The sequence below is a fragment of the Microbacterium sp. str. 'China' genome, assembly GCF_002993305.1.
GTDB classification, from domain to species: Bacteria; Actinomycetota; Actinomycetes; order Actinomycetales; family Microbacteriaceae; genus Microbacterium; species Microbacterium paraoxydans.
On sequence record NZ_CP027434.1, the window covers coordinates 561,498 to 574,608 of the forward strand.

Below are 13,111 nucleotides of genomic sequence, written 5' to 3' on the forward strand. Positions count from 1 at the left end.
ATGGCCACTGCTGTCCCGATCGCGCTCCTCGCCTTCGGCGGAATCGCGGCAGTGGCCATCGTCGTGTTCGCCCTCCGGCTGCTTCCGCGCGCCGCCTTCGCGGTGTGGGCCGTCGTACTGTTCTTCGTGCCGCTCTGGGTGGGTGTCAACCTCGGGTTCTACTGGGCGGGGATCACCCTGCTCACCGTCCTGCTGATCATCGTGAACTGGTCGGTCGTGCCGCTGCGCGCCGCCGACGCCTGGGTCGCGGCGTTCGTCCTCGTCGTGGTCGGCCTGTACGGGTTCGGCACTGTCGACCTCGCCTCCCTCGTCGCCTCGCTCCTGGAGTGGGTGATCCCGTACATCTGGGGGCGCGTGGTGCTCGCGCGTGTGACGACCGACTGGATCACGTCCACGATCGCGGTCGTGGCCATCGTGGCTGCGGCGCTCGCTGTGGTGGAGTTCCTCACGTCCTTCAACCCCTTCGTCCTCATCCCCGGGTCGGGTGTGGTGTACGAGACGTGGAGTCCCCTGCAGGAGCGTGGTGGGGTGCTGCGTGCGGAAGGCGCCTGGGGGCACTCGATCGCGCTCGGCGCCGCGCTCGCGATGTCCTCCGCGTTCGTCGTGGCGACGCGGTGGCGGCTGTTCCCGAAGATCACCGGCATCGTGCTCATCGCCACCGCCACGGTCTTCACTTTCAGTCGTGCCGGCCTGCTCACGCTGGTGCTCACCCTGGTCCTGTCCACCTTCCTCATCGTCGGCGTCTCGACCCGCTTCCGGGTGACGGTGGCGGTCGCCGGCGTGATCGGCGCCGCGATCGTCATCCCCGTCATCGATTCCGTGTTCGGTGCGGCGGGGGATGAGGCCGGAGGCAGCGCCGACTACCGCACCGACCTCCTGGTCCTCCTGGAGCAGGTGCAGCTGTTCGGCAACCCCGGCGACTGGCACTCCCTCGTCTCCGGCGACTACTACCTGGGGTACTTCGCGCGCTCGGTGGACAACGCCCTCGTGCTCACGCTCCTCCGGTACGGCTACGTGCCGACGCTGCTCATCATGGCGGCCGTCGTCTGCGCGGCGCTCCTGGCCGTGCGGCGGTCGACGCGGAGTCCTGCCGCCCTCGCTGTCGTCGGGCAGCTTCCGAGCCTGGTCGTCGTCGCCCTCATCACGCAGTACAGCATGTTCCTGTGGTTCTGCGTGGGGCTCGCGGTGACCTGGGCCCGAGACGCGGGGACACGATCCACCGCGGCCGACACGGCATTCCTGCGCGATCTTGACACGTCGGCGCCGCCGCCGACCCGAGCCGCTCCACAGGTGCGGCAGACGTGAGGGAGACGTGCAGATGGCTCCTCTAGAATCGAGACCTCAGGGGGAATGGGGAGTCATGGCCGAGAGCCGGGTCAGCCTGCGTGTCATCGCGGGCTCACTGCGTAAGTTCTGGTGGTTGATCGTGCTGTGCGGCGTGGTGGGCGCCGCCGGGTCATACGGATACGCGTCGCTGCAGACGCCGTTGTTCCAGGCGACCACCTCGCTCTACTTCGCGCTCAACCAGGGTACGAGTGCCTCCGATCTCAACCAGGGGTCCGTGTACACCCAGAGCCAGATGCTCTCCTTCGCCCAGCTGGCGACGAGCTCGCGGGTGCTCGACCCGGTGATCGAGGAGCTCGGTCTCGACACGACACCTCGCGCGCTCGCCAGAGACATCGAGGTCACCATCCCGCAGAGCACGGTCACGCTGCGCGTCACCGGCATCACCGACGACCCTGAGTCCGCTGCCGAGCTCGCGAACGCGGTCGCCGAGCAGCTCATCACGGTCGTGAAGGACGTCGCCCCGAAGGACCCGCAGGGCGAGTCCACGATCACGGCCGAGGTCATCGACGACGCGGTGGTCCCGGAGTTCCAGTTCACCCCGAGCAAGCCGAGGGATGCAGCGCTCGGCGGGTTCCTCGGTGGCGTGCTGGGCCTCGCGGCCGCTGTGCTCATCGGAGTGCTGGACACGCGGGTCCGCAACGAGGAGGCGCTGACGCAGGCCGGGGGAGATCCCGTGCTCGGCGTCGTCTCCAAGTCGCCGTTGCTGGAGGCGCGGGGAATCGCCGTCGCCCAGGAGCCGCTCGGCCACACGTCCGAGGAGTTCCGGCGCATCCGGTCGGCGCTCGCGTATGCGAACGTCTCGTCCCGGGTGAAGGTGCTGCTGGTGACTTCCGGCATGCCAGCCGAGGGCAAGTCGACCGTGTCGGTGAACCTCGCGATGACCCTCGCGGCGCTCCGCAACTCCGTCCTCCTGATCGACGCGGACATGCGGCGCCCGCGCGCCCACGAGCACGCCGGCATCGACGGTTCGGTCGGACTCACCAGTGTGCTGCTCGACGAGGTCGAGTTCGAGGTGGCGAAGCATCGTGTCGCGGACACCACGCTCGACATCCTCCCGGCCGGCACCATCCCGCCGAACCCTGCCGAGCTGCTCACGTCGGCCCGCATGGCGCAGCTTCTCGACTTCGCGGCCGCGGACTACGACTACGTCGTGATCGACTCGCCCCCGACGCTCAGCGTCGCGGACGCCAATCTCCTGGCCACCCAGACGGACGGCGTGATCCTCGTCGTCGACGCCACGAAGACGAGGCGCGCAGCGTTGGAGAAGAGCATCAAATCGCTGGAATCGGGCGGCGCACGCATCCTCGGCACGGTCCTCAACCGCGCACGTCCCGATCGTCACCGCAGCGAGTACTACAGCGAGTGACCGGCTCGCGGTCCGCTGTGCGCGGGCACGCAGCATATCGGCGGAGGGGCTCGAAACGTTTGCCATCGCCTGGAGAGGCGGTTATTCTTCATGGGTTGCGAGGGGGGCTCGCTCTTTGTCGCCGGGGTTGAAACTGCGGCGAAGCGTGGGTTGATCGTGCAGTCTGCCCCAGAAACGGTGACATCGTGTCCTTTCCGTTCCCTGTTCGTCCCTCGTCTTCCGTAGCGCCCGCCGCGCTGCGGCGTCGCCATCGCATGCTCGCTGGCGTCCTCGGCATCGCCGTCGCGCTCTCCGGAGCGCTGGTCGCCGCACCGGCGTCCGCGGCGGTCGCCGCCTCACCGTCCGTCCGGCCGGCAGCCACGTCTGCGGCGCCTCTGCTCTCGGACGACATGAACCGCACCGTCGCCTCCGGCTGGGGCGCGGCTCCCGTCGGCGCCTGGCGCGTGGTCGAGGGCACGTCGAGCGTCACGAACGGGCGGGGGATGCTCGCCAGCCGGAAGCCCGGGATCACGGCGCGGGCGACCGTGGCCGGGGTGTCCGCGGCGGACGTGTCCAGCCGTTACACGGTGACCGTCCCCGCCCTCCCCGTCGGTGGCCCCCTGTACCTCGCCCAAGCCGTCCGCATCGTCGGCAAGGACTCGTACGGCGTGCGGCTGCGGGTGCACCCCGACGGCTCCGCCTACGTCTCCGTCGTCCGGATGACCGATCTCACGACGGTGCAGAACTTGAGTGAGCGGCGACTCCCGTTCGCAGTGACGAAGGGCATGTCGCTGCGCGTCGCGCTTGATGTGACGGGGACCAGCCCGGTGACGCTCGCGGCCAAGGCCTGGGTGGCAGGGGCGGCCGAGCCCTCCGCGTGGCAGGTGACGCACACCGATTCCTCGGCGGCCCGGATCACCGCCGCGGGGGGTTACGGCTTCGCGCTGTACACCTCGTCCGGGGCGAAGGCAGCCGCTCCGCTGGCGCTCGACGACCTCCTGGTCACCGCGCCGTCGCCGACTCCTGTACCGACTCCTGCACCGACTCCGACGCCGACTCCGACGCCCACCCCTGCGCCCGCACCGAACCCGGCTCCGGCTCCGCCGGCGAACCCGACGAACCCGGTCACGCCCGCCCCGCCGGCGACTCCGGCCGGTGTTCGCGGAAAGCCAGGTGCTGCTGCCCCCGGCGCGCTGTCGTACCCGGCTCCCGCGACCGCGATCTACGCGGCGCCGGGCGGATCCGACAATGCTGCCGGCACGCAGAAGGCGCCGGTGCGCACGATCGCGGCGGCGCTGCGGCTCGTGCCGAACGGAGGCACCATCGTGCTCCGGGGCGGGACCTACCACGAAGAGGTCATCGTGCCGCCGCAGAAGCGGGTCACGATCCAGCCGGCTCCGAACGAGGCGGTCTGGATGGACGGGGCGAAGGCCGTCACCGGCTGGAAGGCCGCAGGGAACACCTGGACGGTGGACGGGTGGGGGACGGCGCTCGACTCGAGCCCCACCTACACGAAGGGCGCGCCCGACAACGCCCAGGCGGAGTGGCGCTTCGTCGATCCCGCGTATCCCATGGCTGCGCATCCGGATCAGGTGTGGGTCGCGGGCGTGCAGCTCCGGGAGGTCGGTTCCGCGGCACAGGTGGTCGCCGGGACGTTCTTCGTCGACGACAGGGCGAAGCGGCTCGTGATCGGCACGGATCCCACGGGCAAGTCCGTGGAGGCGAGCGTTCTGACTCAGGCGCTCTCGATCCGCTCCGCCGGATCCGAGGTGCGTGGCATCGGCGTGCGGCGATACGCCACCAGCGTGCCCCAGATGGGGACGGTCATCGCCGCGGCGAGCGACATCACCCTGGCCGACGTGACCATCCGGGACAACTCGACGACCGGCTTCTACTCCTGGGCGCCCCGGACGACGCTGACGCGGGTCTCGTTGATCGGCAACGGGCTTCTCGGCGGTGGAGCCAGCCAGGCCGACGGCTTGAAGGTGAAGCAGATGCTCTCCGTCGGCAACAACGCCGAGCGCTTCAACCACTCCCCGGTATCCGGCGCGTTCAAGGTCACCCGGACGCGGGGCGTGACCGTGTCCGACAGCGCCTTCACCGGGAACGCCGGGCGTGGTCCCTGGTTCGACGAGTCGGTGATCGACATCGTCTTCACGGGCAACGACGTGATCGGCAACACCGGCCACGGCGTCATGGTCGAACTCTCCGAGCGGGCGGTCGTCGCGGACAACATCATCGCGCGCAACGGCGATTTCGGACTGTTCGTCCTGAACTCCGGGAACGTGAAGATCTGGAACAACACCTTCGTGGGCAATGCCAACCGGAACGTCAGCATCGGTCAGGACGCTCGCCGAGCCTCCGACCCGAACGCGGCCGGCCATGATCCACGCACGCGGTACGCGCCGCTGGCGCCATGGATCGTGCGCAACACCGTGATGTCGAACAACGTCATGGCGGAGAGCGCCGGCAACTGCCTCGTCTGCGTGCAGGACTACTCGACCACCTTCACGGGTGCGCAGATGATATCGAGCGTGAACGGCAACCTGTACCACCGCACCGCCCCGGGCACACCCCGGTGGTTCTCGGCGTGGTCGAAGGGATCCGTCTCGCGGGATCCGGCGGTGGCCGACACCCTCGCGGCCTTCACGGCGGCGACGGGCCAGGACCGCCGCTCGCAGTTCGTGCAGGGAGCCTCCGTGGTGTCCGCGACATACGCACTGATCCCCGCGCAGGCGCAGCGGCAGGCCGCAGTGGCAGTGCCGGTTCCCGCGGATATCGCCTCGGTATCGCGACTCCCCGGCAACAGCGCGACGCTGGGAGCCCTGCCGCGGTGACGATCTAGGTATGGGTTCTCTTCTCGCTGTCGGCGCCCGCGCGCTGACGATGGTCATCGCGCTGGTCTGCGGCGTTCTCACGACACGGATGATCATCGGGGACGCGGGCGTCGGCAGCTTCGCCCTCTATACGCTGCTCACCACGATCCCGTCGCTGCTGACGTTCACCGATCTCGGCAGCGGCGCCGTGCTCGTGAACGCCGTGGCCACGAGCGACGACGTCCGGACAGACGAGAAGCTGCGCTACCAGCTGACCTCCGTCGGGCGTGTGCTGCTGTTGTTCGCCGCCTCCGCGATGGCGATCAACACCGTGCTCCTCGCCACCGGAGCCTGGGAGCTCATCTTCGGTGACGCCGGGCAGCAGCCCGGGGCGTCGCTGGCGGCGTTCTTCTGCGTCACGATCTTCTGCCTCGGGATCCCGCTCGGGATCTGGGCGCGGATCATGCTCGGGCAGCGAAAGAACCACATCGTGATCCTGCTGCAGGGTCTCATCTCGCCCCTCACGCTCGCCGGGGTCTGGCTGCTCCTCACGTTCGGCGGCGACGATCTCCACTCCTATGCGGCGATGGCGTCCTTCGCGGCGTCTCTCATCGTCTCGATCCTGGGCGTGCTCATCACCGCACGCACCACCTCTCCGCTGATCCCCGAGGCCGCACGCATGGTGCTGCGGCCGCGACGGTTCCCCGGCGTCCGGGTCATGGATGTCGGCTGGCCGATGCTGGCGCAGATGGTGACCTATCCCATCGCGGTGGGGTCGCAGCGCTATGTGATCGCGCAGCTCGGCGGCCCGACCGACGTCGCGGAGTACGGGGTGGCCGGCCAGGTGTTCTTCGCGCTCAACGGTCTCGTGATGGCCGGTGGACTCGCCCTCTGGCCGCACTTCGCGCGGATGCGGCACCAGGGCGACCTGCGCCGCGGGCCCTTCCTGCTCTCCGCCCTGTTCGCCACGGCGGTCGCCCTCGCGACGGTCGTGGTGTGGCTCGTCGGTCCGTGGCTGTTCGGATTCATCACCCAGGGGGAGCTTGAGGTGCGGCCGACCACGATCTTCGCGTTCGGGCTCATGATCATGCTCACGGCGGCCGTGTATCCACTGGGCATGTTCATCATGGACAAGCCCGGGATCCGTTTCCAGGTGATCCCGACGCTCAGCATGGCCGCGGTCGGGATCGTCCTCGCGTTCGTGCTCACGCCGATCCTCGGCATCGTCGGACCGCTAATCGGGGTCGCCTTCGCGCTGCTGGTCTGCCAGCTGATCCCGTTCTCGATCTACATCGTGCGCAACCGGTCGCGGCTGACCGCCGACACCCCCGCATCGGTGTGATCCGCGGGCGCTCCTCGCGGGTCAGTCCAGGACGCCTGCGGTGACGCCGGCGCGGTAGACCGCGGGAGCGTGCCGACGCAGGGCCTCGTCCCGACTCGCAGTGACGCCGGCCACATGGTCGTCCCAGCGCTCGCGGACCTCCTCGAGCGCGGTCGCGATCGCGTCGGCATCGTCCGGCGCGACCAGTTGCGCAGTGGCGTATCCACCCGCGGCCTCCCGCAGGCCGCTGCTGTCGCTCGCGATGACGGGACGGAGCCCGAGCACGCCCTCGACGGCCGTGTTCCCGAACGGCTCGTCCACCCGGGACGGTACGACCAGGACGTCGGCCTCAGCGAGGAAGGGCCAGATGTCGGGGTGGAAACCGGCGAAGGTGACAGGGACGCCGGTCTCGTCGGCGCGCGCGCGCAGATCGCGCTCGAACCACTCGTACCCCTCGAAGACCGCGCCGAGCAGCGTGACCTCGACCGGACGGCCCGCCGCCTGAAGCGCGGCGGCGGCGTCGATGACGAGGTCGGGGCCCTTCCGCGGCGAGAGCCGGCCCACGTAGAGCACACGGAGGGGACCATCGAGGCGGGAGCGCGGCGGAGCCGGGTGCTCGGGTGATGCGACGCCGTTGGCGACCACGCGGGTCCGGTCGGCGAGGGCGGGGAGCGCGCGCCGGATCGTGTCCAGGCTGAACCGACTGTTCACCAGGGTCCGGGCGGAGGCGAGGTGCGGCGCATAGAGAAGCCGGTTCACCAGCGTGTTGCCGGAGGCCTCGGCCTCATGCACGTGGCTGACCGCGCGCGTGCCGCGGAGCCGGGCGATGAGAGGCCACTGCGGAATGATGATGGTCGACACGTAGACCGCGTCGGGGCGGAGGCGTCCGATCAGCCGCCACGCGGAGCCGAGACCGCGGAACGTGTCGCGGAAGAGGCGCGGCAGTCCCCGCGGGGTGAGCAGGACCTTGCGCAGCACGAGCATCGGCAGGATGACGACCTCCGCGCCGGCCTCTCGCAGCGGCGCGACGAGGAGACCCGTGCTCGGCAGGGCGACCACGACGCGGGCGCCCGCCTCGACGAGACCGGTCGCGCTCTCGAGGAGCATGCGGTCGGACCCGAACATCTCCGCGCCGGGATGCACCAGGAGGACGGTCTTACGGTTCTCCCTCGCGGTCATCGGGCGGCGTCCGCGGGGGTGGGGGCCCAGTCCGCGCTCCGTCGGCGTGCGCGCCGGGCGGAGGAATGGACGCTGGAGCCCTCGGCGAGGCGGCGAGCGAGGTCTTCGTATTCGTCGGCCACGTCGTCCCACCGGAATCGTGTCCGGGCGATCTCCTGCACTGCTGCGGCATGCGCATCGCGCGTGGCCGCATCGCCCTCGGCGGCGGTCACATGCGCGGCGACGTCGTCCGCATCGGCGAAGAACCACCCGTTGCCGTCGAGGACCTCGCGGTTGAAGGGCACCTCGTAGCCGATCACGGCCGTGCCCGCTCCCATGGCGCGGAGGAGCGACGGGTTGGTGCCGCCGACGGAGTGACCGTGCAGGTAGGTGGCGGCGTGAGCGTAGAGCGCGTCGAGGAGCTCCTGGTCGTAGACGCCGCCGACGAGGCGGATGCGCTCGTCGCCCTCGGCGGCGTTCCGGATCTCCTGGATGTACCCGGCCGCGTACGGCGCGGACCCGACGACCACGAGCGGGAGGCGCGCGGCGCTGGCCCGGTAGCCGCGGACGATCTCGAGCACATGGTTCTCCGGCTCGAACCGCGCGACGACGAGGTGGTAGCCGCCGGGGGCGAGCTCCATCTCGGCCAGACGATGCGTCGGCGGCTCGTCGAGGATCGGCGCGCCATAGCGGATCAGCTCCGTCGGCACGTCGAACTGGTGGCGGTAGTAGTCGGAGATGCCGGGGGCATCGGCGATGAGCGCGTCTGCGGTGCGGACACCGAACTGCTCGGCCCACCGGTAGTAGGCCTTGCCGCGCGGCCCCCACTTCGAGCGACGCCACTCGAGACCGTCCATGTGCAGGGCGACGGGCGCCCGGCGCAGCCGGAGCAGCGGCAGGAACGGCGAGTTCGCGGCGTTGAAGACGAAGGTCGCGTCGGGGCGGCGGTGGAAGAGCAGGTGTAGGGCCGAGAGCCCGGTGTGGCTGAGCGTCTCGACCTGCTTCACGGGGACGGCGGGGAGGTGCACCACGCGCATGCCGAGGTACTCCTTCTCCCGGTGCTCGGAACCGCGGGTGTACACGACGACGTCGTGCCCGCGGTCGGCCAGGCGGCGGCCGACCTCCTCGATGGCCGTCTCGAACCCGCCGTACGCGGCAGGCACGCCGCGGGTCCCCACCATCGCGATCGTGAGGGGTGTCGTAGTGCTCATCCGCTCAGTATGCCCCGCTCGGCTGCGCCATGACCTTCGCGGTGCGCCACATGATCTGCAGATCGTTCATGACCGACCAGTTCTCCACGTACCGCAGGTCGAGCCGCACGCTCTCGTCCCACGAGAGGTCGCTGCGTCCGGAGACCTGCCACAGGCCCGTGATGCCGGGCTTGATGTAGAGACGGCGGAACACGGTGCCGTCGTAGGCGGTGACCTCGCTGGGCAGCGGCGGACGAGGGCCGACGACGCTCATGTCGCCGACGAGCACGTTCCAGAACTGCGGGAGCTCGTCCAGCGAAAGCTTGCGCAGCACCTTCCCGACGCGGGTCACGCGCGGGTCGTCCTTCATCTTGAACAGCAGGCCGGCGCCCTCGTTCTGCTCCTTGAGCGCCGCGAGCTGCTTCTCGGCGTCGGTGCGCATCGAGCGGAACTTCACCATCTTGAACCGGCGGCCGTCCCGTCCCACGCGCTCCTGGAAGAAGAACACCGGGCCGGGCGAGTCGAGCTTGATGAGTGCGCTGAGCACGGGGGTGAGCAGCGCGATCGGGATGAGCGCGACGGTGGCCACGACGACATCGAGGGCGCGCTTGAGAAGGTGGACCCCGCCCTCGTATGTCGGGATCTTCACCTGGATCAGCGGCAGGCCGTCGACCTGGCGCAGCGAGATGCGCGGGCCCGCGACGTCCGTCAGGCGGCTGGAGAGGACGAGCTCGGCGGCGGTGCCCTCGAGCTGCCAGCTGAGCTGCTTGACGAAGTCGGGGGACCCCTCGGGGCGGCTCGCCACGATGATGGTGTCCGCCCCGAGTTGTGCCGCCGCCGCGGCGACGGTGTCCAGATCGCCCACGACCGGGTAGATGCTCTCCCCGATCCTGAGCGCGCCGGCAGTGCGATCCAGCAGCGTCGTCCCCACGACGTGATAGCCGTTCTCCCCGCCCTTCTGCAGGGAGTCGATCACATACTCGACGTCCTCGGTGGCGCCGACCACCAGTGTCCTCGACGCGAACCGCCCGGACAGGCGCTGCCGCTGCAGCCAGCGGCGCCAGGTCCAGCGGGCGAAGAGGAGACCGAGCATGCCGACCGGGAGGGCGATGAAGAACAGCGGCTGCAGTCCTTCCCACTCCAGGAGCACGCCCGCGATGGCGGTGATGCCGAAGGCGAGTCCCGCCGCGTGCGCGACGCGACGGTACTCCGTGGCCCCGGACCCGAAGATGGCGGCGGCTCGGCTGTTGAGCGCCGACAGCATCAGGTACCAGGCGAGACCCAGCAATGCGGCGTTGCGCACGGCCTCGATCACCGAGACGCCGGAGACCAGCTGGACCGTCGCCGTCAGTGCGACCGCGATCAGGATGACAGCCGCATCCGTGATCCGCAGCCGCATCCGATAGCGACGCTCCCACTGGCGGCGTCGTTCGAGCGTCGCCGACACACGCGGCGTGCTCGCCGCAGGCGTCACCGACGCGGTCGCTCGCGGTGCCGTGATCGGCGTGAAACCCGTACGAGCGATGCTCAGAGCATCCTCGACGGAAGTCATGCCGAGGCCCCTTGAGCCGTGAATGTACGCAGATAACCCCAGTGCGCCATCGTTTCCCCAGTTTTCCCCAGACCATGAACCCCACGTTCACGGACACGTCTGCGTCCCGACCCCTCGGGTCCTGCTGGTGCTTCCCGATCCCACATCGAGAAGGTGTCCTCGTCGTCCCAAACCGACGAGGCGTGCAGCAGGCACTGCAGACGGTCATCACTGTAGCGGATTCGGCCGCCGGACGGAAGCGCATCCCGCGCCGGAGGGAGATCCGTTCCGGCATACCGCCCGGGGAGAGGGAGCCGGGAGCTAGTCTGTCGCGGTGACTGCGCACCCGACTTCGACTCCTCGCTTCCGTCTGCAGCCCATGCGGCCGCGCGACCCCGGTCAGCCGCACCGCGCCGCGAGTCCGCTGGAGCTCTTCTTCGATCTCGTCTTCGTGGTAGCGGTGAGCATCGCGTCTGCGCAGCTGCATCACGCCCTGAGCCACGGCGACTTTCTCCACGGGATCACCTCGTATGCGATGCTCTTCTTCGCGATCTGGTGGGCGTGGATGAACTTCACCTGGTTCGCCACGTCCTTCGACACCGACGACTGGCCGTACCGGATCGCCACCTTCGTCCAGATGGCGGGCGTCCTCGTCCTGGCCGCAGGGATCCCCGGGGCCTTCAACGAGGGCGACTTCACACTCCCGGTGATCGGCTACGTCGTGATGCGCGTCGCCGTGGTCGCGCAGTGGCTGCGCGCGTCCCGGACCGCGGGGCCGCTCCGTTCCGTCGCGCTGCGATACGCCGGCGGCATCGCCGCCGTGCAGGTGTTGTGGATCCTGTTCCTACTCGTCCCCTCGGGGCCGGTCCAGCTCGCGGCCTTCATTGTCTTCGCCCTCATCGAGATCGCCGTCCCGGTGGTCGCCGAGCGCCGCCACCAGACGCCGTGGCACCCGCACCACATCACCGAGCGCTACGGTCTGTTCACCCTCATCGTGCTCGGTGAGAGCCTTCTCGCCTCTGCCAACGCGATCATCGACGCGGTGGATGAGGTCGAGGCCCTGGGGCCGCTCCTGGCGATCTCGGCCCTCGCATTCGTCGTGACGGCGGCCCTGTGGTGGATCTACTTCTGGCCGCCCCACCACCGGTCCATCACCACCCTCGGCCGTTCCCTGCGCTACGGCTACACCCATTACTTCGTGTTCGCGGCGGCTGCCGCCTTCTCCGCCGGCATCGAAGTGGAGCTGGACGTGCTGACAGGGGAGAGCCACCTCGCTCCGATGGCCGCCACGTTCACGGTGTCCGTGCCGATCGCGGTGTTCCTCATCGGCATCTGGTGGGTCGCCATCCGGGACAACGCCGACAGGGTCGTCAACACCGTCATCCCGGTGGGGGCGCTGCTCGTCCTGCTCGACCCGTTCGTGCCCGTGCCGGTGGCGCTGACGGCAGCGGTGATGGTCGCGATCGTGGTCGTGCTCGTGATGCGGCCGCCGATCCCTCGCGGTGCCGGGGCGACGGATGCCTGAGCGCCTCGGTCAGACGCTCGCGGCGAAGAGGTCCAGGCATTCGGTGCGCAGGCGGGCGATCGCCTCGGTGTCGCCGCGGAGGTGACGGATGAGAGCATGCTGCATCATGCCGTCCGTGAGCGCATACGCGAAGAGCGGTGTGAAGCGGCAGGGCCGTCCTCGCAGCTCGGAGTAGCGTTCGACCACCCGCCAGATCGCCTCCTGGAGGTCGGCCTCCACCTCCGCGATGGTGTCGCCGAAGCCCGACTCGAACAAGGACTGATTGCGGAGGTCGTACCAGAGCCGGTGCAGGCGGGAGTCCTGCTCCACGCTCCGGGCGAGCTCCGCCGCGGCCCCTGCCGCGAGGTCCTCCGCGGTCTCCGCGTTCTGCAGAACGGCGAGGTAGCGGTCGCCGAGTCCGCCCTTCGAGATCCGCACCGCCTCCGCGATGAGATCGTTCTTGTCGGTGAAGTAGTAATGGAGGGAACCGTGGGAGAGCTCTGAGTGCTGGGCGATCTCGCGAAGCCCCGTCCGGGCGAACCCGCGCTCAGCGATCGCCTCCAGGGCTGCCTCGGCCAGTGCTCGTCGGCGGAGTGCGAACTTGTCCACCCCTGCGCGTTCGGCCCGCTTGGTCGCCGTCGTCATGCTGTGCCCCCGGTCTCGTCCCCGTCGGGATCGGTGCGGGTAATGCTATGGCATGTGGGCGGATCTGGACAGGTGTCCGGGGAAAACTTGACAGGTGCCAAGTCGCGTGCTGCACTGGATGCGTCACGGCCGCGCATGTCCCCTGCGTGCCGGCCGTCTTCGTGGCCGTCCGAGCGATTCCCCCATCGCCCCGGCCCTGCGTTGTCCGCCGAGTTCTTCGAGCGCCAGCGCTGCAGAGCGGAGCGATGTCCCCG

Annotated in this window: 9 protein-coding genes; 5 read left to right on the forward strand and 4 right to left on the reverse strand. The window is 69.6% G+C overall.

The genetic code is table 11. The annotated features are described in order from the left end of the window. From C6C15_RS02585 to C6C15_RS02600, 4 genes are all read left to right on the forward strand, one after another. The gene (locus C6C15_RS02585; RefSeq protein WP_105949222.1) at positions 1–1,305 is read left to right on the forward strand and encodes a hypothetical protein; all 1,305 of its coding nucleotides are present in this window, start codon (positions 1–3) and stop codon (positions 1,303–1,305) included. 55 nt (positions 1,306–1,360) lie between these two features. Then, positions 1,361–2,713 carry a polysaccharide biosynthesis tyrosine autokinase gene (locus tag C6C15_RS02590; protein ID WP_060921567.1) on the forward strand — a complete coding sequence of 451 codons (1,353 nt, stop codon included), beginning with the start codon at positions 1,361–1,363 and terminating at the stop codon, positions 2,711–2,713. Positions 2,714–2,967: 254 nt separating this feature from the next. Beyond that, complete coding sequence (locus tag C6C15_RS02595; RefSeq protein ID WP_234024210.1) at positions 2,968–5,529, forward strand: right-handed parallel beta-helix repeat-containing protein; 2,562 nt, start codon at positions 2,968–2,970, stop codon at positions 5,527–5,529. Between the two features lie 10 nt (positions 5,530–5,539). Then, complete coding sequence (locus tag C6C15_RS02600; RefSeq protein WP_105949223.1) at positions 5,540–6,850, forward strand: hypothetical protein; 1,311 nt, start codon at positions 5,540–5,542, stop codon at positions 6,848–6,850. Between the two features lie 21 nt (positions 6,851–6,871). On the opposite strand, the gene C6C15_RS02605 is transcribed toward C6C15_RS02600, so the two are convergent. Genes C6C15_RS02605 through C6C15_RS02615 form a run of 3 tightly spaced genes read right to left on the reverse strand, consistent with a single transcriptional unit; the run spans position 6,872 to position 10,729 of the window. After that, positions 6,872–8,008 (reverse strand): glycosyltransferase, encoded by a 1,137-nt coding sequence (locus tag C6C15_RS02605; protein ID WP_060921565.1) that lies wholly within the window; start codon positions 8,006–8,008, stop codon positions 6,872–6,874. After that, positions 8,005–9,198 (reverse strand): DUF1972 domain-containing protein, encoded by a 1,194-nt coding sequence (locus C6C15_RS02610; protein ID WP_105949224.1) that lies wholly within the window; start codon positions 9,196–9,198, stop codon positions 8,005–8,007. The genes C6C15_RS02605 and C6C15_RS02610 overlap by 4 nt, the downstream gene beginning before the upstream one ends. A 4-nt stretch (positions 9,199–9,202) precedes the next feature. Then, positions 9,203–10,729: a sugar transferase gene (locus C6C15_RS02615; RefSeq protein ID WP_060921563.1), complete on the reverse strand. Its 1,527-nt coding sequence runs from the start codon at positions 10,727–10,729 to the stop codon at positions 9,203–9,205. 358 nt (positions 10,730–11,087) lie between these two features. Between C6C15_RS02615 and C6C15_RS02620 the strand changes: the two genes are divergently transcribed. Further along, positions 11,088–12,233: a low temperature requirement protein A gene (locus tag C6C15_RS02620; RefSeq protein WP_060921562.1), complete on the forward strand. Its 1,146-nt coding sequence runs from the start codon at positions 11,088–11,090 to the stop codon at positions 12,231–12,233. Between the two features lie 9 nt (positions 12,234–12,242). Here C6C15_RS02620 and C6C15_RS02625 read toward each other — a convergent pair whose 3' ends face one another. Then, complete coding sequence (locus C6C15_RS02625; protein ID WP_105949225.1) at positions 12,243–12,857, reverse strand: TetR/AcrR family transcriptional regulator; 615 nt, start codon at positions 12,855–12,857, stop codon at positions 12,243–12,245. Between the last annotated feature and the right edge of the window lie 254 nt (positions 12,858–13,111).